Origin of the sequence: Blastococcus sp. TML/M2B (genome assembly GCF_016612865.1) — a bacterium.
In the GTDB taxonomy this organism is placed as follows: domain Bacteria; phylum Actinomycetota; class Actinomycetes; order Mycobacteriales; family Geodermatophilaceae; genus Blastococcus.
The window spans coordinates 1,784,251-1,809,039 of record NZ_JAENZZ010000002.1 but is presented as its reverse complement, the minus strand read 5'-3'; the positions used below and the strand labels follow the sequence as shown (position 1 = coordinate 1,809,039).

At 73.8% G+C, this 24,789-nt stretch carries 21 protein-coding genes; 6 read left to right on the top strand and 15 right to left on the bottom strand.

Annotated features, from left to right (window positions below; genetic code table 11):
- Positions 1 to 49 precede the first annotated feature (49 nt).
- Positions 50 to 667, top strand: a complete 618-nt coding sequence (locus JKP75_RS17290) for a hypothetical protein (RefSeq protein WP_200491436.1) — start codon at positions 50 to 52, stop codon at positions 665 to 667.
- 9 nt (positions 668 to 676) lie between these two features.
- Here the strand turns inward: JKP75_RS17290 and JKP75_RS17285 are convergent, their stop codons facing one another.
- The 3 genes from JKP75_RS17285 to JKP75_RS17275 are packed head-to-tail and all read right to left on the bottom strand — an operon-like array spanning position 677 to position 4,037.
- Entirely contained in the window at positions 677 to 1,756 is a 1,080-nt protein-coding gene (locus tag JKP75_RS17285; RefSeq protein ID WP_200490048.1) for a YbhN family protein, read from the bottom strand.
- Positions 1,753 to 2,325, bottom strand: coding sequence for a hypothetical protein (locus JKP75_RS17280; protein ID WP_309229937.1), 573 nt, complete (start codon positions 2,323 to 2,325; stop codon positions 1,753 to 1,755). The genes JKP75_RS17285 and JKP75_RS17280 overlap by 4 nt, the downstream gene beginning before the upstream one ends.
- On the bottom strand, positions 2,322 to 4,037 hold the full coding sequence (locus JKP75_RS17275) for a phosphatase PAP2 family protein (RefSeq protein WP_200493290.1): 1,716 nt from the start codon (positions 4,035 to 4,037) through the stop codon (positions 2,322 to 2,324). Before JKP75_RS17275 ends, JKP75_RS17280 begins: the two co-directional genes overlap by 4 nt.
- A 94-nt stretch (positions 4,038 to 4,131) precedes the next feature.
- Between JKP75_RS17275 and JKP75_RS17270 the strand changes: the two genes are divergently transcribed.
- Positions 4,132 to 5,037, top strand: a complete 906-nt coding sequence (locus tag JKP75_RS17270; protein WP_309229936.1) for an ABC transporter substrate-binding protein — start codon at positions 4,132 to 4,134, stop codon at positions 5,035 to 5,037.
- Positions 5,038 to 5,047: 10 nt separating this feature from the next.
- On the opposite strand, the gene phaZ is transcribed toward JKP75_RS17270, so the two are convergent.
- From phaZ to JKP75_RS17245, 5 genes are all read right to left on the bottom strand, one after another.
- Positions 5,048 to 5,872, bottom strand: a complete 825-nt coding sequence (gene phaZ, locus JKP75_RS17265) for a poly(3-hydroxyalkanoate) depolymerase (RefSeq protein ID WP_200490049.1) — start codon at positions 5,870 to 5,872, stop codon at positions 5,048 to 5,050.
- Positions 5,856 to 7,559 (bottom strand): alpha/beta hydrolase, encoded by a 1,704-nt coding sequence (locus JKP75_RS17260; RefSeq protein ID WP_200490050.1) that lies wholly within the window; start codon positions 7,557 to 7,559, stop codon positions 5,856 to 5,858. The genes phaZ and JKP75_RS17260 overlap by 17 nt, the downstream gene beginning before the upstream one ends.
- A 74-nt stretch (positions 7,560 to 7,633) precedes the next feature.
- Positions 7,634 to 8,815: an acyl-CoA dehydrogenase family protein gene (locus JKP75_RS17255; protein WP_200490051.1), complete on the bottom strand. Its 1,182-nt coding sequence runs from the start codon at positions 8,813 to 8,815 to the stop codon at positions 7,634 to 7,636.
- 145 nt (positions 8,816 to 8,960) lie between these two features.
- Positions 8,961 to 10,010, bottom strand: coding sequence for a YihY/virulence factor BrkB family protein (locus JKP75_RS17250; RefSeq protein ID WP_200490052.1), 1,050 nt, complete (start codon positions 10,008 to 10,010; stop codon positions 8,961 to 8,963).
- Positions 10,011 to 10,116: 106 nt separating this feature from the next.
- Positions 10,117 to 11,622 carry an MFS transporter gene (locus JKP75_RS17245; protein WP_200490053.1) on the bottom strand — a complete coding sequence of 502 codons (1,506 nt, stop codon included), beginning with the start codon at positions 11,620 to 11,622 and terminating at the stop codon, positions 10,117 to 10,119.
- Positions 11,623 to 11,836: 214 nt separating this feature from the next.
- On the opposite strand from JKP75_RS17245, the gene JKP75_RS17240 reads away from it, so the two are divergent.
- Positions 11,837 to 11,986, top strand: coding sequence for a hypothetical protein (locus JKP75_RS17240; protein ID WP_200491437.1), 150 nt, complete (start codon positions 11,837 to 11,839; stop codon positions 11,984 to 11,986).
- Between the two features lie 126 nt (positions 11,987 to 12,112).
- Here JKP75_RS17240 and JKP75_RS17235 read toward each other — a convergent pair whose 3' ends face one another.
- From JKP75_RS17235 to JKP75_RS17225, 3 genes are all read right to left on the bottom strand, one after another.
- A complete protein-coding gene (locus JKP75_RS17235; protein WP_200490054.1) occupies positions 12,113 to 13,909 on the bottom strand; it encodes an acyl-CoA dehydrogenase in 1,797 nt (598 codons plus the stop codon).
- Between the two features lie 93 nt (positions 13,910 to 14,002).
- Entirely contained in the window at positions 14,003 to 15,754 is a 1,752-nt protein-coding gene (locus JKP75_RS17230; RefSeq protein WP_200490055.1) for an MDR family MFS transporter, read from the bottom strand.
- Positions 15,751 to 16,251: a MarR family winged helix-turn-helix transcriptional regulator gene (locus JKP75_RS17225; RefSeq protein ID WP_200490056.1), complete on the bottom strand. Its 501-nt coding sequence runs from the start codon at positions 16,249 to 16,251 to the stop codon at positions 15,751 to 15,753. The genes JKP75_RS17230 and JKP75_RS17225 overlap by 4 nt, the downstream gene beginning before the upstream one ends.
- A 193-nt stretch (positions 16,252 to 16,444) precedes the next feature.
- Here JKP75_RS17225 and hrpA point away from each other — a divergent pair, with 193 nt between their 5' ends.
- Together hrpA and JKP75_RS17215 are read left to right on the top strand one after the other, a co-directional pair.
- Positions 16,445 to 20,383 carry an ATP-dependent RNA helicase HrpA gene (gene hrpA / locus JKP75_RS17220; protein ID WP_200490057.1) on the top strand — a complete coding sequence of 1,313 codons (3,939 nt, stop codon included), beginning with the start codon at positions 16,445 to 16,447 and terminating at the stop codon, positions 20,381 to 20,383.
- A 92-nt stretch (positions 20,384 to 20,475) separates the two neighbouring features.
- The gene (locus JKP75_RS17215) at positions 20,476 to 20,640 is read left to right on the top strand and encodes a hypothetical protein (protein ID WP_200490058.1); all 165 of its coding nucleotides are present in this window, start codon (positions 20,476 to 20,478) and stop codon (positions 20,638 to 20,640) included.
- 87 nt (positions 20,641 to 20,727) lie between these two features.
- On the opposite strand, the gene JKP75_RS17210 is transcribed toward JKP75_RS17215, so the two are convergent.
- Positions 20,728 to 22,062 carry a sulfate adenylyltransferase subunit 1 gene (locus JKP75_RS17210; RefSeq protein ID WP_242471210.1) on the bottom strand — a complete coding sequence of 445 codons (1,335 nt, stop codon included), beginning with the start codon at positions 22,060 to 22,062 and terminating at the stop codon, positions 20,728 to 20,730.
- 68 nt (positions 22,063 to 22,130) lie between these two features.
- Between JKP75_RS17210 and JKP75_RS17205 the strand changes: the two genes are divergently transcribed.
- A complete protein-coding gene (locus tag JKP75_RS17205) occupies positions 22,131 to 22,355 on the top strand; it encodes a hypothetical protein (protein WP_200490059.1) in 225 nt (74 codons plus the stop codon).
- Here the strand turns inward: JKP75_RS17205 and cysD are convergent.
- The 3 genes from cysD to JKP75_RS17190 all read right to left on the bottom strand — a co-directional run bounded on the left by cysD (position 22,346) and on the right by JKP75_RS17190 (position 24,789).
- Complete coding sequence (gene cysD / locus JKP75_RS17200) at positions 22,346 to 23,254, bottom strand: sulfate adenylyltransferase subunit CysD (RefSeq protein ID WP_200490060.1); 909 nt, start codon at positions 23,252 to 23,254, stop codon at positions 22,346 to 22,348. The two genes, JKP75_RS17205 and cysD, sit on opposite strands and share 10 nt — an antisense overlap.
- Positions 23,255 to 23,338: 84 nt before the next feature.
- Positions 23,339 to 24,076 carry an inositol monophosphatase family protein gene (locus JKP75_RS17195; protein ID WP_309229935.1) on the bottom strand — a complete coding sequence of 246 codons (738 nt, stop codon included), beginning with the start codon at positions 24,074 to 24,076 and terminating at the stop codon, positions 23,339 to 23,341.
- A 2-nt stretch (positions 24,077 to 24,078) separates the two neighbouring features.
- The gene (locus JKP75_RS17190) at positions 24,079 to 24,789 is read right to left on the bottom strand and encodes a PaaI family thioesterase (protein ID WP_200490061.1); all 711 of its coding nucleotides are present in this window, start codon (positions 24,787 to 24,789) and stop codon (positions 24,079 to 24,081) included.

The window sequence follows — 24,789 nt, the reverse complement described above, 5'->3', positions numbered from 1 at the left end:
CCCGTCCCTCTTCCCCCGGGGCGGGTCTGCCATGGATGGATGGACAACGATGAGCGTTCTGGGTGGGCTGCCGGGCAGCGGAGTCGTCGAGGACACCGGCGTCGAGGCGTGGTGGCTGGTCAGCGGACCGGACGACGCGCCGGGACGGGTGGTCGCGGGCCCCTTCCCCGAGCGCGCCGAGGCGGGCTGGTCGGCCGCGGCCCTGGCCGACGGCGCCGCCGCGCGCCCGGCCTACGGCATCCGCCGCGCCGACGGGTCGCTGCGCCGCCGCCCCTCCCCGCAGGAGTGGGCCTGGCTGGACCACCTGACCGCGCAGCTCGACCGGCTGCCCGACGACTGGCGTCCCCTGCTCACCGAGGAGGACCCGCTCACCACCCTCCTGGTCGAGGTGACCGCGGCGCTGGCCGAGGCCGGTCTGCCGCTGCACGACGCCACCGGCGCGGGCGGGACGCTCGGCGGCGCCTGCCTCACCCCGACCCCGGACCTCGACGGCGTCGTCGTCGCCTGGCGCCAGCACGACCGGATGAGCGTGGACCAGGTGCACGGCACGGCCGCGGACGCCGCTGTCCAGATGGCGATGAACCGGGCGCTGGCCGACGTCCTCGCCGCCCGCGGCCTCGAGCCCGAGGCGTGGGGCGCCGCCGTCGTCGTCCGCCGGGAGGAGTGACCGGCCGGCTCACACCGATTCCGGCACCAGCTCGGTGCGCGGCGCGCTGTTGGGTTCCCGCCGCCAGGAGCGGTTGTGCCGCCAGAACAGGTAGGTGCCCAGGCCCACGGGGATGGGCAGCACGTAGGTCAGGGCGCGGAACACCAGCACGGCGGCGGCGACCAGCGCCCGCGGCCCGCCGGCGGCGGACAGGCCGGTGATCAGCGCCAGCTCGATGACGCCCAGCCCGCCGGGGGTGAACGGGACGGCGGTCAGCAGCCGCGCGAAGGCGAACACCGCCAGCACCTCGACCGCGCTCACCTCGTCGCCGGTCACCCCCACGAAGCGCAGCGCCAGCAGCAGCACCAGGTAGAGCGACAGGTGGCTGACCAGCGTCGCCAGCGTGATCCAGTGCCAGCGGGCCCGCAGCAGCAGCGCCGTCCGGGCCCGGAACTTCGTCGTCGCCCGCTCCCAGCCGGTGACCGGGCTCCGGCCGAACGGGCGGCGCAGCGCCGAGGCGATCCGCCCGGCGGCGAGGCCGATCCGCTCGGCGCCCTCGCGGCTGCGCAGCAGCGCCCCCAGCAGGACGACGGCGACGGCCAGCCCGGCCAGGCCGAGCAGGCCGGCGGTGATCCGCCCGGCCGAGGGCGGCGAGCTCAGCGCCAGCAGCGCCAGGGCCAGCACCGGCAGGCCGAGCTTGACGAAGTTGTTCCACAGCCCCGAGACCAGCAGCGAGACCGACGTGCGGGAGCGGGAGAACCCCCACGACGTGTTCATCGCGTAGGTCAGGCCCAGCGCTATCGCCGCGCCCCCGATGACGGTGTTCGAGACCGCCGTCGTCGTCTGGGTCGAGACCAGCGACTGCCGCAGCCGCAGCCCGGGCGTGGTCGCGACCATGACGAACTGGTAGGTCGCGAGGTTCCAGGCCGCGGCCAGGCAGAGCACGGTCAGCTCCACCCAGGTCATGTCCCGCACGGACGTCCAGACGGCGGAGATGCTGGTGAACTGGGGCAGGAACCAGACGAAGACGCCGCCGACGAGGGCCAGGGAGAGCACCCCGCCCAGCACCCGGCGGCCGCTCGGGCGCGGTACCCGCCCGACGCCGGTCACGGGTCGAGCTCCAGCCGGCCGTCGGTCTGCTCGCGCACGGCCTCGCGGACGGCGTCCCGCGGGACGGCGCCCAGGCCCGAGGTGGCGAACCCGAGCGGCTCGGCGCGGTTGTCCCCGGAGAGCCGGAACAGCACGCTGATGCAGCCGCCGTCGAACGTGTAGAAGCGGGTGCCCTCGTACCGCGGCGTCACCTGGACGACGCGCTCCCAGCGCTGCATCGCCTCGCGGTCGCTGGGGATGCGGGTCGCGCCCGTGGTGTCGCAGCTCTCGTCGAGCCGGATCTCCACCGCGCGGTTGCCGTCGCGGTCCGAGTCGAGCCAGAACCGCGCCTGCTCGTCGGTCGCCTCCAGGCCGGAGACGCCCCAGCCGAGGGGGATGACCTCCAGGCACGGCACCCAGGTCGCCGTCGGCACCGACTGGGCCAGCAGGACCACGCCGTTGGCCGGGTTGCCCTCCTCGCCCTCGCGGCAGGCGACCACCTCGGAGTCCAGCACCACCGGGCGCACGCAGCCGGACAGCAGCGCCGGGGCGAGCAGCAGCCCGGCGAGCAGGGCCCGGCGGCGGGTCACAGCGGGGACCCGAGCAGACCGACGGTGACGACGGCGGCGACCCCGGCCGCGGCGACGGTGACGACGGTGAGACCGAACCGCCGCCAGGTCCACCGCTGGATGTGCACCGGGGGCAGCCGGAAGGGCAGCAGCCGCAGGAAGTCGCCGTGCAGGTCGCGGCCCTGCTGGCGCAGCATCCGGCGCAGCTGGGTGGGCATGGTCAGGCCGCGGGTGGCGGCGAAGGCCTCGGCGATCTCCTCGTCGCTGAACTGCCGCCGGGCACGGGCGTAGACCCGCTCCGCGTCGGTGCGCAGCGCCAGGACCAGCATCATGTTGGCCAGGTCGACCGCCTGCCGCCACGGGCTGGGCCGCACCTCGGCGAAGGCCGAGTCGATGAGGAACAGGTCGCCGTCGCGCACCAGCAGGTTGGCCGGCTTGATGTCGCGGTGGGCCATGCCGATGTCCCACATCCGGCGGACCGCGGCCAGCCCCTGGTCGATGACCGACTCGTCGATCTCCGCCTCGCCGGCCTCCTGCGCGCCGTTGATGAACTCGGTGACCAGCAGGTACTCGCGTTCCGGGGTGATCTCCACGATGCCCAGCGGGTGCGGCACCGGCAGCGAGGCCTCCCAGAACAGCCGCAGGATGTAGTCCTCGTACTGCACCAGCCGGCGGACGCTGTGGAACGGCTTCTCGTCCTCGAGCCGGCCGTAGAGCAGCGTGCGGCCGAGCTTGTACCAGCGGTCCGAGCGCACGTGCGTGATCGCGTAGAGCTTGCCGAAGACGTAGCTCTCCCCGGCCGGTGAGCTGGAGTGCGTCTTCACGGTGATCCGCAGCGGCGTCGAGCCGCCCGAGCCGGCCAGCCCGAACGGCGTCACGTGGGTGGCCAGCAGACCCAGCTGGTCCTGCAGCGCGCGGACGATCGCGTCGCCCCGCTCGCCGCTCACGTCCAGGTGCGCCGGGCGGCCGCGGCTGTAGCGCACCGGGTAGACCGAGTTCGGCGTGAGCAGCCGGAACGCGGCCAGGGGCGCGGCGACCCCCAGCACCGCGCCGGCCACGATCCCGGAGGGGTGGTCCTGGGCGAGGTACAGCCGGGACAGCGCGGTGAGCACCAGCAGCCCGCAGACCACCCACTTGCCGATCGTGCGCAGGCGGCCGGGCGGGACCAGCGCGTAGACGGTGCTCACTAGGAACGCCGCCAGCACGGTCACCGGCAGCGACGGCATCGAGAAGCCCGACCAGGAGCCGAGCAGCTCCACCTCGAAGGGACGCGGCCGCTGCAGCGTCGTCGCCATGACGGCGGCGACGTTGACCACGACGAGGACGACGCCGAACCAGACGAACAGGTGCCGCCAGCGGCGGAACGCCACGAGCAGGACGAGGTTGCCCAGCCACATGGCGTGCAGGGCCCGCTCGGTGGCCAGCAGCCCGGCCACCTCCGCGACGTCGGTGAGCACCGGGGTGCGCAGCTCGGCGAACGCCTGGAGCACGCGGGTGTCGGCGACGTCGAAGTAGCGGATCGTCCCGGTCAGGACGACGACCGCCCAGGCGACCACGACCGCCGCGCTGAGGCCGAGCCACCACTTGCCCGAGGCGCGCAGCTGCCGGGGCAGCGCGGGCGGCTCACCCGAGGGCCGGCGCCGGCGGCGGACGCGCGCGATGGCCGGCGGTCCCGGCCGCACGGCCGGACCCGCCGTGGCCCTCGGAGGCAGCGCCTGGGGCACGGACGCCATGCCGGGGAATGGTGCCCCCCGAGCCGCGCCGCGACCATCCCCTTTCGTCCCGCGGTCGTCCTACGGTGGTCCCACCCCGGGCGGAGGTGACGCGGTGCGGGCAGGGACGGCGGTGCTGCGGTCGCTGCTCGCCGCGCTGCTGCTGGTGGCCGCCGGCTGCGGTGGGCCGGTCGCCGAGCCCGCTGCGGACGACGGCACGGTCCGGTTCGCCTCCTACGACTTCGCCGAGAACCAGATCCTCGTCGAGGTCTACGCCGAGGCGGTCCGCCGGCAGGGGCTGCCGGTCTCCGTCACGCACGGCATCGGCACCCGCGAGGTGGTCTCACCCGCGCTGCAGCAGGGCGTCGTCGACGTCGTCGTCGACTACCTGGGGACGGCGCTGGCGTTCGCCCGGCCGGAGTTCACCGACCCGCCGGTGGGCCCCGAGGAGATGCACGCGGTGCTCGCCCGCACGATGGGCGGCCGCGGCGTCCAGGTGCTCACGCCGTCGGCGGCGGAGGACCAGAACGGCTTCGTCGTCACCCGCGCCTTCGCCGCCCAGCACGGCGTGCGGCGGCTGTCCGACCTCCTGCCGCTGGCGCCCGAGCTGGCCTTCGGCGGCCCGCCCGAGTGCCCCGACCGGCCGTTCTGCCTGCTCGGCCTGGAACGGGTCTACGGCCTGCGGTTCGGCACCGTGCTCACCATGCCGACCCGCGGGGCGACGCTGGAGGCGCTGCTGTCCGGGCAGGTCCAGGTGGGGATGCTGGAGACGACCGACGCCCGGCTCGCCGTCGCCCCGGTCACGCTGCTCGCCGACGACCGCGCGCTCCAGCCCCGGGAGAACGTCGTCCCGATGGTGCGTGCCGACGTGGCGCGGCGCTGGGGTGAGCCGCTGCGCGCGGCGCTGGAGGAGACCAGCGCGCGGCTCACCACCGACCAGCTCGTCGAGCTCAACCGGGCGGTGGAGCTGGACGGCGCCAGCCCGGCGGAGGCGGCGGCCGCCTGGTGGGACACCCACTGAGGGCCCCGCGTCAGGCGTCCAGGAACTCCTCCACCACGGGCGCGAGCTCGCCTGCCTCGGTGACCAGCGCGATGTGCCCGCCGCGGTAGACGTGCAGCCGGGCGCGCGGCAGCAGGCGGGCCATGATGCGCGCGTTGACCACCGGCACGATCGGGTCGTCGTCGCCGGCCAGCACGAGGGTCGGCTGCCGGATGAGCTGGAGGAACGGCAGGCTGCTCCAGCCGGTGCTGGCGGCCAGCTGGAAGTAGTAGCCGCGCCGCGGCCCCAGCCGGGTGGCGGCGTGCAGCGCGACGGCGGCGCGCTCCGGATCGGCCCGCATGGTGCCGCCGTAGATGTCCCCGGCGATGCGTCGGGCGTAGCCGGGGTCGCGGTGCCGGCGCGGGGTGAGCATCCGGCCGAGCACCCGCGGGTGGGCCGGCACCATGAGCGAGCCGGTCCCCGTGGCGGTGAGGACGAGCCGTCGGCACCGGCGCCGGTGCTGGGCGGCGAAGTGCTGGGCCAGGCCGCCGCCCCAGGAGAGCCCGAGGACGTCGACGGCGCCGGGGAACCCGAGCCGGGTCAGCATCCCGCCCACGACCGGGCCGAAGGTGGCCAGTGTGTACGGCACGACCGGGGGCGGCGACCCGCCGACGCCCGGCACGTCGAACCGGATCACCGTGCGCCGCGGGTCCAGCGCGTCGACGAAAGGCTGCAGCACCTCGAGGCTCGCGCCGATCCCGTTCATCAGCAGCAGCGGCGGGACGTCGTCGTCGGTGCCGGGTCGCACCGCCGTGCGCAGCGTCCGGCCGCCGACGGTGACCGACCGGACCCGCTCGCGGCTACTTGTCGAAGACATAGGTCCCGGGCGCCTCGCCGAGCACCTGCAGGCCGCCGGCCAGGTCGGTCGGCGCCGGCACCTGCTTCCCGGTCCGCTCGTCCAGCCAGGCGGTGAAGTCCGGCCACCACGAGCCCTTCTCCGTACGGGCGGAGGCCAGCCACTTCTCGGGGTCCGGCGGGGTCTCGTCGGCGACCTGGAAGGTGGACTTCGGGTTGCCCGGCGGGTTCACCAGCGAGGCGATGTGCCCGCTGGTCGAGAGGATGAACCGGCTCTCCCCGCCCAGCAGCTGGGTGCTGCGGTAGCAGGCCTGCCACGGGCACAGGTGGTCGGCGATGCCCGCCGTGACGTAGGTGTCGACGGTGACCGAGGACAGGTCGACGGGGCTGCCGAGCATCGTCGCCGTCCCCGGATCGGTGAGGGAGTTGCCCAGCGCGACGTCGATGAAGTCGCGGTGCAGCCCCGCGCTCATGCGGGTCGTGTCGGCGTTCCAGAACAGGATGTCGAAGTTCGGCGGCGGCTTGCCCTGCAGGTAGTTGTTGACCCAGTAGTTCCAGATCAGGTCGTTGGGGCGCAGCCAGGCGAACACCTCGGCCAGCTGCGCCCCGTCGAGGTAGCCCTTCTGCTGCGAGCGCTCGGTCGCCGCCCGCACCGACTCCTCGTCCATGAGCGCCGAGACCGTGCCCGCCCGCGCCCAGTCCAGCACGGTGACGGCGAAGCTGGCCGCGCTCACCCGGTCCTGCCGGCCGGTGGCCGCCAGGTGGGCCAGCACCATCGCGGTGATGATGCCGCCGGAGCAGAACGCCTGGAGGGCCACCCGCCCGTTGCCCGAGGCCTGCTCGACGGCGTCCATGGCGTCGAGCAGCGCCTGCCCGTAGGTGTCCAGGCCCCAGTCGGCGTGCCGCTCGTCCGGGTTCCGCCAGGAGATCATGAACACCTGGTGGCCGGCGGCCACGTAGTGCTCGACGATGCTCCGGCCGGGCGCGAGGTCGGCGATGTAGTACTTGTTGATCGTCGGCGGCACCATGAGCAGCGGCACCTCGCGCACGGTCTCCGTCGTCGGCCGGTAGCGGATCAGCTCGAAGACGTCGGTGCGGAAGACGACGACGCCCGGCGTCACCGCGAGGTCCTCGCCGACGGTGAACGCGTCGGGCTCCACCATGGAGGGCACCCGCGGCGGGGCGGCGAGGTCGGTGGCCATCCGCCGCAGGCCGCGGACGACGTTCTTGCCGCCGGTGTCGATCAGCGCCTTCCAGCCCAGCGGGTTGAGCACCGGCACGTTGGACGGCGCGAGGGCGTCGACCAGGTTGGTGGCGGTGAAGCGGATCCGCTCGTCGTCCTGCCAGTCCAGGTCGGCGTCCTCGATCAGCTCCCAGGTCGCCCGCGCCGTGGCCAGGTGGGTCTGCATCGCCCGGCGCAGCAGCGGGTTGCCCGACCAGGCGGGGTCGGCGAACCGCTTGTCCTTGCGCCCGGGCGCGAGCTCCGAGCGGCCGAGGGTGATCAGGCCCAGCTCGCGGGCCAGCTCGGCGCTGCGGCGGGCCACGCTGCCGGGCTGGCGGGCGAGGGCGGCGCCGAAGCGCAGCGCCGTCCCGGCGGGCGGGACGAGCCGGCGCAGCGGCCCGCGGGCGGCGTCCACCAGCACCATGTCCAGGCCCATCGCGGCATCGGCCGCCCCCTCGGGGACCTCGGACTGCGCCGTCGTCGCCATGCTCGCTCCTCTGCGCCGGGGGTGTGATCCAGTTCACTGAAGCACACCTCCCGGCGCGGGGCAGGGGACGCAGGTCAGACGATCGCGCTGGTCCCCGTGACCGCCCGTCCGACGATCAGCGTGTTCACCTCGCGGGTGCCCTCGTAGGAGTAGATCGCCTCGGCGTCGGCGGCGAACCGGCCCACGTGGTTCTCCAGCAGGATGCCGTTGCCGCCCATCAGCTCCCGGGCGTAGCCGACCGTCTCGCGCATCCGCATCGTGCAGAACGCCTTGGCCAGCGACGCCTGCTCGTCGGTCATCGTGTCGTCGTCCTGGAGCTGGGAGAGCCGGGCGCACATGGCCGCCGAGGCGGTGATGTTGCCGAGCATCCGCACCAGCAGGTCCTGCACCAGCTGGAACTCCGCGATCGGCTGGCCGAACTGCTCGCGCTCGGTGGCGTACCGCAGCGCGTGCTCGTAGGCGCCCCGCGAGCAGCCGACCGAGGACCACGCGACGCCGGCGCGGGTCATCTTCAGCACCTTGGCGGTGTCGCGGAAGCTGTTCGCCTCCTGCAGCCGGTTCTCCTCCGGCACCCGCACGTCCTCGAGGGTGATCAGCGCGTTCTGCACCACCCGCAGCGCGATCTTGTCCTCGAGGTCGACGGCGGTGAAGCCCGGCGTCCCCTTCTCGACGACGAAGCCGAGCACCTGCTCGGACTCCTCGTCCTTGGCCCAGATGATGATCAGGTCGGCGAAGCTGGCGTTGCCGATCCACTTCTTCTGGCCGTTGAGCACCCAGGTGTCGCCCTCGCGCCGGCAGGTGGTCTGCGCGCCGCGGGCGATGTCGGAGCCGGCCTCGGGCTCGGTGAGGCCGAAGGCGCCGATGAGCTCCATGCGCGCCATCGCCGGTAGCCAGCGCTCCTTCTGCTCCTCGGAGCCGCACAGGTAGATCGAGCCCATGGCCAGCCCGCCGTGCACGCCCATGAAGGTGGAGATGGAGGCGTCGCCCCGGGAGAGCTCCATCGCGACCATGCCGTCGAACAGCGACGAGCGGCCCGGGCAGCCGTAGCCGGTGTACGGGTTGCCGGCGATGCCCAGCTCGGCCAGGCCCGGGACGAGCTCGTGCGGGAACTCGCCGCGGGTCCAGTACCCGTTGATGATCGGCTCGACCTGCTCGTCCATGAAGGCCCGCACGCGGTGCAGCAGCGCCCGCTCGTCGTCGGTCAGCAGCGCCTCGAGGTCGTAGAAGTCCGAGGTCACCGGCGGGGCGTCGCTCATGGGGGTCGTGCCTCCTGCAGTCGTGGGTCGTCGCTGCCCCCTACCCAAGATCAACGTCTCGAACGCGCGAGGGCGGGGAACCGGGGCTCCGGACCGCTGCCGGGAGCCCCGATTCCCCGCCCTCGACGGGGGGTGACGACGTCCGTCAGGTCGTCTGCTTGTCCTTCGGGTTGGCGCGGGCGTCGAGCTGGATCTCCTTCTCGGCCCTCGGGACGCCCTCCTTCAGCTCCTTGGTCCGCTCGATCTCCGCGTCGAGCTCGATGCCGAACAGCAGCGACACGTTGATCAGCCAGAACCAGATCAGGAAGATCACGACGCCGGCGAGGGCGCCGTAGGTCTTGTTGTAGCTGCCGAAGTTGGCGACGTAGAACGCGAACGCGGCCGAGGCCACGATCGCGACCAGGATCGCCACGCCGGCGCCGGGGCTGACCCACTTGAAGCCGCGCAGCTTCACGTTCGGCGTCGAGTAGTAGAGGACGGCGATCATCAGCGCGAGCACGACCAGCACGACCGGCCACTTCGCGATGTTCCAGATCGTCTGCCCGGTCTCGCCGACCCCGATGGCCTCGCCGATCGCGTCGACGACGGGGCCGCTGAGCACCAGCAGCGCCAGGATGACGGCGGCGAACAGGATGCCGACGAGCGTGATGAGCAGCTGGAGCGGCTTGAGCTTCCAGACCTTGCGCCCCTCGGGCGTCTCGTAGACGACGTTCGCGGCGCGGGTGAACGCGCCGACGTAGCCCGACGCCGACCAGACGGCGGCGGCGAGACCGAACACCAGCGCGAACCCGGCGGTGCCGGAGTTGCCCGCGATCTGCTGGATGGCCGGGTCGAGGGTGTCCGCGGCGTCCGCGGGGACGACCTCGGTGAGCGCGTCGGTGAGCTGCTGCGGGTCGGTGAGCAGGCCGACGATCGAGACCAGCGCGATCAGCGCGGGGAACATCGCCAGGACGCCGTAGTAGGTGAGCGCGGCGGCCCAGTCGGTGAGGTTGTCCTCGCTGAACTCCTTGGCGGTCCGCTTGAGGGTGCCGCCGGTGGTCGGCTTCGGATCGGCGCCGACGGGGGCGTAGTCGGCCCGTGTCCCGCTGATCCTGTCGTTGTCCGGCGCGGGGTCGGCCGAGGCGGTGTTGCCCTCGAAGCGGGCCTCGCTGGTGGAGTTGCTCGTGTTGCTCGACGAGCCGGTGGGTCGGGTCATGGAGTCCTCCGGGACGGGGAAGGCGCGGAGCCCTCGATCAGGGAGGGAGGTGCCCCGGACCGTCCGGTTCCATGCCACCGGCCCGCGCGCCGTTGCCGAACGGAGATCAGCGCAGGCCGGACACCGGCGACCACTCGCCCGCCCCGGCGGTGGCCTCCTCGACCGCGGCGAGCGGGTCGGGGCGCCGCGGCCGGGCGGCGCGGCGGTCGGCCCGCAGGCCCAGCAGGGCGGCGACCAGGATCGCGACGGCGGCGCCCATGCCGATGGCGCCCACGAGGGTGAAGGCGACGTCGCGGGGGAGGCCGGTGGCGGCGTCGAGGTGGGCGGCGATGATCGTGACCGCCAGGGCGCTGCCGAGCGCCTGCCCGACCGAGCGGGCGATCGAGTTGATCGCGTTGGCCACGCCCGTCTCGTCCTCGTGCACGGCCTGCACGACGAGCGAGGGGAGGGCGGCGTAGGCGACGGTGACCGCCACCTGCGTGAGCAGGCCCGCGGCGATGACCGCCCACGACTGGCTGCGGAACCAGGTGAGCAGCACGAACCCGGCCAGCCCGACCGTCCACCCGACGACGAGCGTCGGCAGGCCGCCGAAGCGGGTCACCACGGAGCCGGCGAACGGCGCGAGCAGCACGCCGACGATCCCGCCGGGCAGCAGGTAGACCACCGTCGCCTCGAGCACCGAGGCGTCGAAGCCGTAGCCGGTGACCGCCGTCGGGCTCTGCACGTACTGGAGGACGGCGAGGAACGAGGCGAACATCGCGACGCCGGTGAGCATGCCGACGACGTTCGGCACGATCGTGCGCCGGTCGGCCAGCATGGCGGGGCGGACCAGCGGCTCGGCCAGCCGCCGCTGCAGCACCGCCCACCCGCTCAGGACGACGACCGAGCCCGCCAGGCAGCCCAGCGTGGCGGCCGATGACCAGCCCCACGCGTTGCCCTGCGAGACGAACAGCAGCAGCAGCGACAGCCCCGCGCCCAGGACGGCGGCACCCCACCAGTCGACGCCCCCGGAGGCGGTGGCGGTCCGGCGGGGCAGCAGCCGCACCGCCAGGACGAGGGCGGCCAGCGTGATGACCAGCCCGATCCAGAACGGGCGGCGGTAGTCGGTGCCGTCGCCGGCGAGCAGGCCGGTCGCGACCAGCCCGGCCACGCCGCCGACGCCGAGGGTGCTGCTCACCACGGACATCGCCGTCCCCAGCCGGCGCTCGGGCAGCTCGCGGCGCAGCACGCTGATCGACAGGGGGAACAGCCCGTACGAGGCGCCCTGCAGCACGCGGGCCAGGAGCAGCAGCGGCAGCGACTCGGTGGCGATCGCCAGCACCGTGCCCGCGGCGACCGTGACGAGGATGCCGATGATCACCGGCCGCTCGCCCCTGAGGTCGCCGAGCCGGCCCAGCACCGGCGTGAGGACGGCCGCCGCCAGCAGGTTGGCGGTCAGCACCCAGCCCGCGGCGCCCGGGGAGACGTCGAGCTGCTCGCCGATCCGGTCGAGCACGGGCACGACGAGGCTCTGCAGCAGCGACAGCACGGTGACGACCAGGGAGAGGCCGAGCACCAGGGCGACGGTGGCGGCCGAACCCGCGCGGGGGCGGGGCGGCGCGACGTCGGACACCTCCCGATCAGACCACGCACCCCAGCGCCGTCGTCCGCCCGTGGCGGGAGGCCCCGGGATGACCCTGGTCACACTCCGTCAGGTGAGGTGCACAACTCGAGGATTGGAATCGGTCGGGACGGGGGACAGAGGGCTCCGACGACGTGCCGCCGTCCCTGTCCCGACGGCGGCTGGAACTTGGGGGAGAACAACAAACATGGTGATGTGGCCGGCCGTGACGCTGATCGGTTTCCTGGTGCTGACGGCCCTGGTGATCGCGATGGGCACCCAGTCCACCGCCCGCTACGAGCGGGAGCGCGACGAGCGCACCTCCGGTGCCCGGCACGCCGCTCCCGAGCCGGTCGGCGCGGCGCGAGCCGCCTGACACCCGAACGCCCGGCGCCCCGCCCGCTCCCCCGGAGCCGGCGGGGCGTTCTGCTGCCCGGGGGGACTTTCGGTACCGAAAGTCCCGGGCCCTTCCGGACTTTCGGTACATAAAGTCCGGGTGGGGTCAGAGGACGGCGGGGTCGACGTCCAGGACGGTGCGGTCCAGCGACTCCAGCAGGTCGAATTGCGGGCCGGTCTTCGGGAGCTCCCAGCGCCAGAAGTAGCGGGCCGCGGCCCGCTTGCCGTCGTAGAAGGCGTCGGTGCCGTCGCCCGTGGCCAGTGCCTGCTCGAGCCACAGCCAGGCGACGACGACGTGCCCGGCCGCCTCGAGGTAGACGTGCGCGTTGGCCAGGGCGAGGTCCGGGTCCCCGGTGCCCCAGAGCGTCGCGGTGACCGCGCCCAGCCGGGCGACCGCGGCGTCGAGGTCCGCGGCGAAGCCCGCCCACTCGGTGCCGGCGGCGCGCGCCGTCGTCGCCGTGATCGACTCCGCGAGCAGCCGCAGCCCGGCACCGCCCTGGAGCACGACCTTGCGGCCGAGCAGGTCCAGGGCCTGGATGCCCTGCGTGCCCTCGTGGATGGGGTTGAGCCGGTTGTCCCGGTAGAACTGCTCGACCGGGTAGTCGCGGGTGTAGCCGTAGCCGCCGTGCACCTGGATGGCGAGGTCGTTGGCGACCGGGCCCCACTGCGAGGGCCACGCCTTGGCGATCGGGGTGAGCGTGTCCAGCAGCAGGTGGGCGCGGTCGCGCTCCTCGGGGCTGCCGGCGGTCTGCTCCTCGTCGACCAGGCGGGCGCAGTAGAGGCCCAGCGCCAGGCCGCCCTCGGCGTAGCTCTTGGCGGCCAGCAGCATCCGGCGGACGTCGGGGTGCTCGATGATCGGCACCATCGGCGAGGCCGGGTCCTTCGCCGCCGGGGGCCGGCCCTGGGTGCGGGTGCGGGCGTACTCGAGCGCGTGCAGGTAGCCGGTGCAGCCGAGGGCGCTCGCGCCCATCCCGACCCCGATCCGCGCCTCGTTCATCATGTGGAACATGGCGGCCAGGCCGCGGTTCTCCTCGCCCACGAGGTAGCCGACCGCGCCGGGCCGCCCGCCCGGGGTGTGCACGCCCTCGCCGAAGTTCAGCAGCGTGTTCGTCGTCCCGCGGTAGCCCATCTTGTGGTTGAGCCCGGCCAGGACGACGTCGTTGCGCTCGCCGAGCGACCCGTCGTCCCCGACCAGGAACTTGGGGACGACGAACAGCGAGATGCCCTTCACGCCGGCCGGGCCGCCCGGGACCTTGGCCAGCACCAGGTGGACGATGTTCTCGGTCAGCTCGTGGTCGCCGCCGGAGATCCACATCTTGTTGCCGGTCAGCCGGTACGTGCCGTCGTCCTGCCGCTCGGCGCGGGTGGTGATGTCGGCCAGCGAGGAGCCGGCCTGCGGCTCCGACAGGGCCATCGTGCCGAACCAGCGGCCCTCGACCATGGGCCCGACGAAGGTGTCGATCTGCTCCCGGCTGCCGTGCGCGAGCAGCAGCCGCGCGTTGGCCATCGTGAGGAACGGGTAGCCCGACGTGCCGACGTTCGCGGCCAGGAACCAGGCGAGCACGGCCTGCCCGACGGTCTGCGGCAGCTGCATGCCGCCGAACTCCTCGTCGAACGTGCCGGCCATCAGCCCGGCCTCGCCGAACACCGCCAGTGCCCGCGCGACCTCCGGCACCAGCACGACCCGGCCGTCGACGACGTGCGGCTCGTTCTCGTCGGCCAGCCGGTTGTGCGGCGCGAAGTGCTCGGTGGCGATCCGCTCCGCGAGCTCCAGGACGGCGTCGAACGTCTCGCGCGAGTGCTCGGCGAACCGCTCCCGCTTCGTCAGCCCCTCGACGTCCAGCCACTCGTGCAGCAGGAACTCGAGGTCCCGCCGGGACAGGATGAGCGACGAAGCGGCCATGAGGTCAGTGTGCGACGGAAGCGCAAGGGCGGGGTACCGGGGCTCCGCGGTGACGTCGGATGCCCGGATACCCCGCCCTCGTGGCGGCGTCGGTCAGGTGGAGGAGCTGCCCCCGGGGCGGCCGGCCGGCGGCGGGGTGGACGTCGGGGCGGCGGCGCCGACGGCCTCGACGGCCTGCTCGCCGGCGTCGTCCTCGTCCGTGGGCGCCTGCCCGGCGGACTCCCGGGCGGCCTGGAACCCGGCCTTGTCGGCCAGCTTCAGCTGCGGCAGGAACAGGAAGACGAAGAAGCCGATCGCGACCACGCCCGCGGCGATGAGGAACACCAGGTCGATGGTGTCGGTGAAGCCCTCGCGGAAGGGGTTCACCAGCAGCGGGAACTCGGCGATCCGGGTGGTGTCGGCCAGCAGGCCGTCCATCCCGCCCTGCTGGAGCTGACCCGCCTGCGCGGCGGCGTCGGGGTTCGCCCGGGCCACCTCGCCGATCCGCTCGCCGACGTCGGTGGGCAGCCGGGTGAACAGGACCGACAGGAAGGCCGCGGTGCCGATGGTGCCGCCGATCTGGCGGAAGAAGGTCACCGACGAGGTGGCCACCCCGATCTCCCGCGGGGAGACGGCGTTCTGGACGGCGAGGATGACCGGCTGGAAGTTGAAGCCCAGGCCCAGGCCCATCATCAGCATGAACGGGACCATCTGCCAGATCGAGGTGTCTGCCTCGACGACGACCGACAGCGACAGCAGCGCGACCACCATCAGCGCGACGCCGACCAGCGGGAACGCCTTGTACCGGCCGGTCTTGGAGATCGTGATCCCGGAGATGATGCCGCCGCTCATGATGCCCAGGACCAGCGGCGTCATCTGCAGGCCGGCGACGGTGGGGCTGGAGCCGTGCACGATCTGCAGGTACTGGGGGAGCAGCAGCAGCCCGCCGAACATGCCGGCGCCCATGACGACCGAGCCGATCCCGCTCACGGTGAAGGTGCGGTTGCGGAACAAGCGCAGCGGCAGCAGGGCGTCGTCCCGGTAGGCGCGCTCGGCGGCCATGAACAGCAGGAAGCCGACGGCGCCGATGGCGTAGCAGGTCAGCGCCCGGCCGGAGACCCAGCCCCAGGTGCGGCCCTGCTCGGCGATGACGAGCAGCGGCACCAGGAAGGTGATCAGCGCCAGCGCCCCGGGCCAGTCGATGCGGTGCTCGCGGCGCTGGTGCGGCAGGTGCAGCACCCGCCAGACGGTGACGAACGCGATCGCGCCCAGGGGGACGTTGACGTAGAAGATCCAGCGCCAGCCGTCCAGGCCGAGGAGGGTGCCCTGCCCGGCGAAGAAGCCGCCGATGACCGGCCCGAGCACGCTCGAGGAGCCGAAGACGGCCATGAAGTAGCCCTGGTACCGCGAGCGCTCCCGCGGCGCGACGATGCTGCCGATGATGACGAAGGCCAGCGACATCAGGCCGCCGGCGCCGATGCCCTGCACGGCCCGGAAGACGGCCAGCTGGTACATCGTGTCGGCCATGCCGCACAGCACCGAGCCGACGACGAAGATGCCGATCGCGAACAGGTAGAACGGCCGCGGCCCGTAGATGTCGGAGAGCTTCCCGTACAGCGGGGTGGCGATCGTCGAGGTGATGAGGAACGCCGTCGTCGCCCAGGCCTGCAGGTCGTAGCCCTGCAGGTCGTCGGCGATCGTGCGGATGGCGGTCGAGACGACGGTCTGGTCCAGCGCGGCCAGGAACATCGCGACCATGAGTCCGACGAGGATCGTGACGATCTGGCGGTGGCTGAACGAGCCGTCGGCGCCGGGGGCCGCGGCGGCGCGGCGGGCCTCCCGGTCGGTCGCGGAGGTGGTGCTCATCGCAGGTCTCCCGGTGCGGGGGTGATGGCGTCACCCGGCAGGGCGGCGGCGAGGTCGTCGAGGAAGCGGCCCAGGAGGGCCGAGAAGGTGGCGAGGTCGTCGGGGGCCCAGCCGGCGGTGATCCGCCGGACGACGGCGGCGCGGTCGCGCCCCAGCTGCTCGAGGGCGCTGGTGCCGGCGTCGGTGACGACCAGCTGCGTCGCCCGGCCGTCGGACTCGTCGGCCACCCGGCGCACCAGGCCCTCGTCCACGAGCGCGGCGACGTGCCGGCTGACCGTCGAGGGGTCGGCCCGCACGTGCTCGGCGAGCGCGCCCTGGCGCAGCGGGCCGAGGCGGGCCAGCGGGGTCAGCAGCACGAGGGCGGCCCGGTCGCGCGGATCGGTGGAGAGGTGCACCTTCGCCGCGGAGATCAGCCGCAGGAAACGGGGCAGCTGCTCGGAGAGCTGGTCCAGGGTGCGGTCGCGCGGCACCGCGGCGGTGTCGGCAGCGCTGGTCATGGCGGCCCTTCGGCAGGAGGGGGAACGGCGACCAGCGTACGAGCAGTTGTTGGATGCAAGCATCCAGTTGCAGGGTGCATCCACGGTGATCCTGGTGACACGACGGGTGCTGCGCCCCGGCAGTGGGATCCTGGGTTCGGGTGGCGCGAGCCGCCGGTACCCCTGACACCCCCGAGAGGAACGCGAGCGCCCGGTGAGTTCTGCCCAGGACGACCTCCGCGCGCGCCTCCCCGGCCTCACGCTCGCCGACGAGCACCGGCTGCGCCGGCGCCTCGACGGGCTGCGCACCACCCGCGACCCCGCCCGGCGCGAGGAGCAGCGCGCGCGCATCGCCGCCGACGTCGTTGCCGCGGAGGAGCGGATCGCGCGGCGCCGGGCCGCCGTCCCGGTGATCAGCTATCCCGAGGACCTGCCGGTCAGCGCGCGCCGCGAGGACATCGCCGCGGCGCTGTGGGACGCGCAGGTCGTCGTCGTCGCGGGCGAGACCGGCTCGGGCAAGACCACGCAGCTCCCCAAGATCGCCCTCGAGCTCGGCCGCGGCGTCCGGGGCCGGATCGGGCACACCCAGCCGCGCCGGATCGCCGCGCGCAGCGTCGCCGAGCGGATCGCCGAGGAGCTGGGCACACCCCTGGGCGAGGCCGTCGGCTACAAGATGCGCTTCAACGACCAGGTCTCCGACGACACCCTGGTCAAGCTCATGACCGACGGCGTGCTGCTGGCCGAGATCCAGCGCGACCGGCTGCTGCGCCAATACGACACGATCATCCTGGACGAGGCCCACGAGCGGAGCCTCAACATCGACTTCCTGCTCGGGTACCTCGCGCAGATCCTGCCGCGGCGCCCGGACCTGAAGCTGGTCATCACCTCGGCGACCATCGACGTCGAGCGGGTGGCCGCGCACTTCGAGGGCGCCCCGATCGTCGAGGTCAGCGGCCGCACCTACCCCGTCGAGGTGCGCTACCGCCCCGTCGTCGACCCGGACGACCCGGACTCCGACGACGAGCGCGACCAGGTCACCGCGATCGTCGACGCCGTCGACGAGCTCGTGGCCGAGGGGCCGGGGGACATCCTGGTGTTCCTCGCCGGCGAGCGGGAGATCCGGGACACCCAGGACGCGCTGGCCGAGCGGGCGCTGCCGTACACCGAGATCGTCCCGCTGTACTCGCGGCTGTCGGCCGCCGACCAGCACAAGGTCTTCGCCCCGCACACGGGACGGCGGATCGTGCTGGCCACCAACGTCGCCGAGACCTCGCTGACCGTGCCGGGCATCCGGTACGTCATCGACCCGGGCACCGCGCGCATCTCGCGGTACAGCCATCGGACCAAGGTGCAGCGGCTGCCGATCGAGGCGGTCAGCCAGGCCTCGGCCCGGCAGCGCTCCGGGCGCTGCGGTCGGCTGGGCCCGGGCATCGCGATCCGGCTCTACAGCGAGGACGACTTCGACGCGCGCCCGGAGTTCACCGACCCGGAGATCCTGCGCACCAACCTGGCGTCGGTGCTGCTGCAGATGGCCGCCCTCGACCTCGGCGCGGTCGAGGAGTTCCCGTTCGTCGACCCGCCGGACCGCCGCGCCGTCGCCGACGGCCTGGCCCTGCTCGAGGAGCTCGGGGCGCTCGACGAGCACGGCACGCTGACGCCGACCGGCCGTTCGCTGGCCGCGCTCCCGCTGGACCCCCGCATCGCGCGGATGGTGGTGGAGGCCGACCGGCGCGGCGTGCTGGAGGAGGTGCTGGTCATCGCGGCCGGCCTCACCATCCAGGACCCGCGCGAGCGGCCGACCGAGCACCAGCAGGCCGCCGACGAGCTGCACCGCCGCTTCGCCGACGAGAACTCCGACTTCCTGGCGCTGCTCAACCTGTGGCGCCACCTGCAGGAGCAGCAGGACCAGCTCAGCGGCAACCAGTTCCGGCGGACGGTGAAGCGCGAGTTCCTGCACTACCTGCGGATCCGCGAGTGGCAGGACCTGCACGGCCAGCTCCGCGGCACCGCCCGGCGGCTCGGGATGACCCTGGGGGAGCCGGCGGCGGAGCCGGACGAGCGCGGCATCACCGCCGCGCTGCTGGCCGGGCTGCTCTCGCACGTCGGGATGCAGGCGGAGCCGGCCAAGACCAGGGACGGCAAGCCGGGACGGCCGGGCCGCGAGTACCTGGGCACCCGGGGCACCCGCTTCGTGCTGGCACCGGGCACGCCGCTGGCGAAGAAGCCGCCGCGCTGGGTGGTCGCCGCCGAGCTGGTGGAGACCAGCCGGCTGTTCGCCCGCACCGTCGCGCGGATCGACCCCGAGACCGTGGAGAAGCTCGCCCACCACCTGGTGAAGCGGCAGTACTCCGAGCCGCGCTGGGACGCGAAGCGCGGCTCCGTCGTCGCCACCGAGCGGGTCACGCTCTACGGGCTGCCGCTCGTCGTCGGCCGGCGGGTCCAGTACGGCTCGATCGACCCGGGAGTCAGCCGCGAGCTGTTCATCCGGCACGCGCTGGTGCAGGGGGAGTGGACGACGCACCACCGGTTCTGGGCGGAGAACGCGCGCGCGATCGAGCAGGTCGCGCAGCTGGAGGAGCGGGCGCGCCGGCGGGACATCGCCGTCGACGACGAGACGCTGTTCGAGCTGTACGACGCGCGCGTCCCGGCCGACGTCGTCTCCACCCGGCACTTCGACAAGTGGTGGAAGCAGGCCCGGCACCGGACGCCGGACCTGCTCACCTTCACGCCGGCGATGCTCACCGACGCCGCGGCCGCCGGGCAGGTGGACCCGACCGACTATCCCGACGCCGTGGAGTTGTCCCAGGGGCTGACCCTGCCGCTGTCGTACGCGTTCGCGCCCGGCGCGCCGCAGGACGGCGTCACCGTCGACGTGCCGCTGGGTGTGCTGGACGCCGTGGCCCAGCGGACGTCGGGGGAGTCGCTGGCGTTCACCGTGCCGGGCGTGCGCGAGGAGCTGGTCACCGCGCTGCTGCGCACGCTGCCCAAGCAGACCCGCCGCTCGCTGGTGCCGATCCCCGACCGGGTGCGCGCGGTCCTGCCGCACATCGACCCGGGCGAGCCGCTGCTGCCGGCGCTCGAGCGGGAGCTGCGGCGCGCGGCCGGCGTCGTCGTCCCACCGGACGCGTGGCAGCCCCAGCAGGTGCCCGACCACCTGCGGGCGACCTTCCGCGTGCTCGACGACCAGCAGCGCCCGCTGGCCACCGGCAAGGACCTCGCCGCGCTCAAGGCGCGGGTCGCCCCGCAGGCGCGGGCCACGCTGGCCGCCGCCGCGGCCTCGGTCGAGCGCAGCCGGATGACCACGTGGGACGTCGGCACCTTGCCGCGGACCGTGGAGGTCCGCCGCGGCGACCACCTGGTGACCGCCCACCCGGCGCTGGTCGAGGAGGAGGGCGGGACCGTCGGCGTCCGCGTCGTCCCCACCGAGGTCGAGGCCACCCGGCTCACCTGGCGCGGGGCGCGGCGGCTGCTGGTGCTGGTCGCCGGCTCGCCCACCAAGCAGGTGGTGAAGACGCTGGGCCCGCGCACCCGGCTGGCGCTGCAGTTCAACCCGGACGGCGAGATCCCCGCGCTGGTCGACGACTGCGTGGACGCCGCCGCCGACGAGCTGATCGCCGCCGCCGGCGGGCCGCCGCGGGACGAGGCGGCGTTCGCCGCCCTGGTGGCGACGGCGAAGCGCGAGCTGCCGTCGCTGACCGCCGACGCCGTCCAGAAGGTGGAGGCGGTGCTGACCCAGGCGCGCGAGGTGGCCGTCGCCATCGGGGCCGCGCCCGGCCGGCGGGTGCCCGAGGCCGCGGTCGCCGACCTGCGCCGCCAGATGACCGGTCTGCTGCACCGCGGGTTCGTCGCCGCGGCCGGCCGTCGTCGGCTGCCCGACCTGGTCCGGTACCTGCGGGCCATGGCGTACCGGCTGGAGAAGCTGCCGGCCAACGCCGTCCGCGACCAGCTGTGGACCGCGCAGATCGAGGCGGTCACCGCCGAGTACGAGCAGCTGCGCGCCCAGGTGCCGGCCACCGGTGCGCCCGACGACCCGGTGGTGCGGGTGCGCTGGATGGTCGAGGAGCTCCGCGTCGGCCTGTTCGCCCAGGGCATCGGCACCCCGCGGCCGATCTCGGAGCAGCGGGTCTACAAGGCCATCGACGCCCTGCTCTGACCTCCACGGCGGAGTGGCACCGGCGCGCTGGTTTGCCGCCGTCCGTGATCGGGGAGGGTCCGGGGGAACACGATCCGAGAGGGAGGACGGCGATGAGCGAGTCGAACAACACTTCTGCCGCGGGTGAGGGCGTCTCCGACGAGGAGATGATCGAGACCGTCGCCGGGCAGACCGACAGCGCTTCGGAGAACGCCGACGTCGCCGGCAAGGACTGGAACGGCAAGGACGAGGCCCCGGCCCCGACCGACCAGGCCTGAGACCAGACGCACCGGGCCCGGCTCCCCCTCGGGGAGCCGGGCCCGGTCGCGTCCCGGGGCAGAAATGGCCATTTCTGCCCTGACGGGTCAGGGGGCGACGAGCATCCCCGCGCCGACGGTGGCGTTGGTGGCCTCGTCGACGAGGATGAACCGGCCGGTCGCCCGGTTACGGGCGTAGTCGTCGACGAACAGCGGCTGCGTGGTGCGCAGCGTGACCCGGCCGATGTCGTTGAGCCCCAGCTCGACGGCGTCGGTGTCGCGGTGCAGCGTGTTCACGTCGAGCCGGTAGCCGACGTCCTTGACCATGGCGCGCACCGAGCGGGTCGTGTGCTTGACCGCCAGCCGCTGGCGCGGGCGCAGCGGCTCGTCGGTCATCCAGCAGATCAGCGCGTCGAGGTCCTGGGTGGCGTGCGGGGCGTTCGCCGGCCGGCAGATGAGGTCCCCGCGGGAGACGTCGAGGTCGTCGGCCAGCCGCACGGTCACCGACATCGGCGGGAACGCCTCGTCCACCGGGCCGCGGGGGCCGTCGATGCCGGCGATCGTCGTCGTCAGGCCGCTGGGCAGCACCTGCACCTCGTCGCCGGTGCGCAGCACGCCGCTGGCGACCCGGCCGGCGTACCCCCGGTAGTCGTGGTGGGCGTCGGACTGCGGGCGGATCACGTACTGCACCGGGAAGCGGGTGTCGACCAGGTTCCGGTCGCTGGCCACGTGCACGTGCTCGAGGTGGTGCAGCAGCGACGGGCCCTCGTACCAGGGCGTGTTCGCCGAGCGGGTGACCACGTTGTCGCCCTGGAGCGCCGAGATCGGGACGACGGTCAGGTCCGGGATGTTCAGCTTCGCGGCGAAGGCGGTGAACTCGTCGCGGATCGCCTCGTAGGCGGCTTCCGACCAGTCGACGAGGTCCATCTTGTTCACGGCGACGACGAGGTGCGGCACCCGCAGCAGCGAGGCGAGGAAGGCGTGCCGCCGGCTCTGCTCGAGCATCCCCTTGCGGGCGTCGACCAGCACGATCGCGAGGTCGGCGGTCGAGGCGCCGGTGACCATGTTGCGCGTGTACTGCACGTGCCCCGGGGTGTCGGCCAGGATGAAGGTGCGCCGCGGCGTCGAGAAGTAGCGGTAGGCGACGTCGATGGTGATGCCCTGCTCGCGCTCGGCCCGCAGACCGTCGGTGAGCAGCGCCAGGTCGACGTAGTCGCCCTTGCTGGCCCGCTCGACCGCCTCGTACTGGTCCTCGAAGACGGCCTTGCTGTCGTAGAGCAGCCGGCCGATCAGCGTGCTCTTGCCGTCGTCGACCGAGCCGGCGGTGGCGATCCGCAGGATGTCCTTGCGGGCCAGGGCGATGTCGTGGGCCTGCTCCGCGGCGGCGGAGTGCAGGTCGACGGGGGGCTCCGGGTGGAGGCCGGGCTCTGCTGCGGCGGTCATCGGTCGCTCTCCTGGCGGGGGACGGCGGGGCGGCGCACCCTGGGGCGCGGGGCCCGGGAGAGGTGCGCATGTTCGTGTTCGCGGTGGCCACGCCCGCGCTGCTGGTCGTCGTCCTGGGCTACGCCGTGGGCTACGCGGCGGGCGCCTGGGTCACCGACCTGCTGGGGACGTCGTCCCCGGTGGTGGCGGAGCGGGTGGGCTGGGGCACCGGGCTGCTGCTGCTGGCCGTCGTCGTGCGCGTCGTGCTGCACCTGCGGCGCCGGCGCACGCGTCGGGAGGGCCATCAGAAGTAGCCCTCCTTCTTGCGGTCCTCCATGGCGGCGTCGCTGACCTTGTCGTCGCCGCGGGTGGCGCCGCGCTCGGTCATCCGGGTCACCGCGATCTCGGCGATGACCTCCTCGACGGTGGTCGCCACGGAGGGGACCGCCGCGGTCAGGTTGGCGTCGCCGACGGTGCGGTAGCGCACGCTCTCGCGACGGGTCTGCTCGCCGTCGCGCGGCCGGATGAACTCGTTGACCGCGTAGAGCATCCCCTGGCGCTCGACGACCTCGCGCTCCTCGGCCAGGTACAGCGGCGGGATCGCGATCTCCTCGCGGAGGATGTACTGCCAGATGTCGAGCTCGGTCCAGTTCGACAGCGGGAAGACGCGGATCGACTCGCCCAGGTGGATCCGGCCGTTGTAGAGGTCCCACAGCTCGGGGCGCTGGTTCTTCGGGTCCCACTGGCCGAACTCGTCGCGGAAGGAGAACATCCGCTCCTTCGCGCGGGCCTTGTCCTCGTCGCGCCGGGCGCCGCCGAACAGCGCGGTGAAGCCGTGCTCCTCGACCGCGTCGAGCAGCACCGGGGTCTGGATCCGGTTGCGGGAGCCGTTGGGCTCCTCCTTGACCGTGCCGGCGGCGATCGCGTCGGGCACCGAGGCCACGACCAGCTGCACGCCGAGCTCGGCGACCCGCTTGTCGCGGAACTCGAGCACCTCGGGGAAGTTCAGCCCGGTGTTCACGTGCATCACCGGGAACGGGATGCGCGCCGGCGCGAACGCCTTGCGGGCGAGCTCCAGCATCACGATCGAGTCCTTGCCGCCGGAGAACAGCAGCACGGGACGTTCGAGCTCGGCGACCACCTCGCGGATCACGTGGATGGACTCGGCCTCCAGCGTCTCGAGCTGGCTGAGCCGGTAGTCGGGCGTGGTCACGTCGCGGAACTCCGGGGGGTTTCGGGGCTGGCTCGTCACAGCACCAACCCCATCGGATCGGTGCGGATTCCCTCCCAGTGTCCGCTATCGCCCGGAGCGCACGGCAGCCAGGATGGGCCCGGCGAGCTCCGGACGGCAGACGACCAGGTCGGGCAGGGAGAGCTCGGCTGCGTTGTAGGCCAGGGGCGAGCCGTCGATCCGGCTGGTGGCCAGCCCGGCGGCGCGGGCGACGGCGACCGGCGCGGCGGAGTCCCACTGGTACATCCCGCCCGAGTGGACGTAGGCGTCGACCTCGCCGCGGACGACGGCGAGCACCTTGTAGCCGGCCGACCCCATCGGCACCAGCTCGCCGCCCAGCGCGGCCGCCACGGCGTCGGCCTCCGCCGGCGGGCGGGTGCGGCTCACCGCGATCCGGACCGGTCCGTCCGCCCGAGCCGGGAGGGCCGGCGGGGGGTCGGTGACGTGCACCTCGCCGAGCCCCGGCAGGGCGACGGCGGACGACGCGAGCTCGCCGTCGGCCCACAGCGCCACGTGCACCGCCCAGTCGGTGCGGCCGTCCTCGCCGTACTCGCGGGTGCCGTCGAGCGGGTCGACGATCCACACCCGGTCGGCGGTCAGCCGCCGCGGGTCGTCGGCGGCCTCCTCGCTCAGGACGGCGTCGCCGGGGCGCTCGGCCGCCAGCACGGCGCTGATCGCCTGCTGCGCGGCGGCGTCACCGGCGTCCCCGAGGGCCCGGCCGGACAGCGCGCCGTCGGCGCGCAGCGCCAGCAGCACGTCGGCCGCCGCGCGGGCGGCCAGGACGGCGACGGCGACGTCGTCCACGGTCAGGCCAGGCGGAGCGCGGTGGCGTCGCCGGGGCGGCGCGGCGGGGACGGCTTGCCGGAGGCATCGGTGATCGCGCCGAAGTAGGCGGCCTGCTTCTCGGGGCGCGGCATGACGAACAGCCCGCGGGCCTCGACCAGGACCTTCTCCGGCTCGGCGGCCCGCGCGATGGTGCCGGTGATGTGCGCCTTGCGCCCCTCGGAGGACTCGACGCGGGCGCGCAGCACCAGCGGCGTCTGCAGCGGCAGCGGGCCGCGGTAGTCCAGTTCCAGGTGGGCGGTCATGCCCCACAGGCCGGCGGCGCCCGCCGCGCTGCCCAGCATCTGGTCCATGAACAGCGCGCTCATGCCGCCGTGCACGAAGCTCGGCGGGCCCTCGTAGGCCAGGCCCAGGGTGGCCGCGGCGACCACGCCGTCGCCGTCCTGGCGGACCACGAGCGGGGGCGCCAGGGGGTTGGCGATGCCGGTGACCGGGTTGAAGACGCGGCGGCCCACGGACGGGTCGTCCAGGCGGGGCAGCTGGGAGACCGGGCGCGGCCGGCCGCCGATCCGGGCGGTCGCGGTGCGCACCAGCTCGGCGGCCGCGGCGACCTCCGCGGCGTCGGCGGTGGTGGTCACCGAGGTCTCGATCAGCTCGCGGAGGGCGTCGCCCAGCGCGGTCGTCGCGGTCAGCAGTTCGGCGTCGGGCGCGGCGCCGCCGTCGTTCGAAGTCAC

What these genes read in the sequence shown, in the direction of transcription:
- JKP75_RS17250 (WP_200490052.1), bottom strand. Translation starts at nt 10,010, where the DNA reads ATGACCCGACCCACCGGCTCGTCGAGCAACACGAGCAACTCCACCAGC.
- JKP75_RS17255 (WP_200490051.1), bottom strand. Translation starts at nt 8,815, where the DNA reads ATGAGCGACGCCCCGCCGGTGACCTCGGACTTCTACGACCTCGAGGCG.
- JKP75_RS17230 (WP_200490055.1), bottom strand. Translation starts at nt 15,754, where the DNA reads ATGAGCACCACCTCCGCGACCGACCGGGAGGCCCGCCGCGCCGCCGCG.
- JKP75_RS17290 (WP_200491436.1), top strand. Translation starts at nt 50, where the DNA reads ATGAGCGTTCTGGGTGGGCTGCCGGGCAGCGGAGTCGTCGAGGACACC.
- JKP75_RS17215 (WP_200490058.1), top strand. Translation starts at nt 20,476, where the DNA reads ATGAGCGAGTCGAACAACACTTCTGCCGCGGGTGAGGGCGTCTCCGAC.
- JKP75_RS17205 (WP_200490059.1), top strand. Translation starts at nt 22,131, where the DNA reads ATGTTCGTGTTCGCGGTGGCCACGCCCGCGCTGCTGGTCGTCGTCCTG.
- JKP75_RS17210 (WP_242471210.1), bottom strand. Translation starts at nt 22,062, where the DNA reads ATGACCGCCGCAGCAGAGCCCGGCCTCCACCCGGAGCCCCCCGTCGAC.
- JKP75_RS17260 (WP_200490050.1), bottom strand. Translation starts at nt 7,559, where the DNA reads ATGGCGACGACGGCGCAGTCCGAGGTCCCCGAGGGGGCGGCCGATGCC.
- JKP75_RS17225 (WP_200490056.1), bottom strand. Translation starts at nt 16,251, where the DNA reads ATGACCAGCGCTGCCGACACCGCCGCGGTGCCGCGCGACCGCACCCTG.
- phaZ (WP_200490049.1), bottom strand. Translation starts at nt 5,872, where the DNA reads ATGTCTTCGACAAGTAGCCGCGAGCGGGTCCGGTCGGTCACCGTCGGC.
- JKP75_RS17235 (WP_200490054.1), bottom strand. Translation starts at nt 13,909, where the DNA reads ATGGCCGCTTCGTCGCTCATCCTGTCCCGGCGGGACCTCGAGTTCCTG.
- JKP75_RS17275 (WP_200493290.1), bottom strand. Translation starts at nt 4,037, where the DNA reads ATGGCGTCCGTGCCCCAGGCGCTGCCTCCGAGGGCCACGGCGGGTCCG.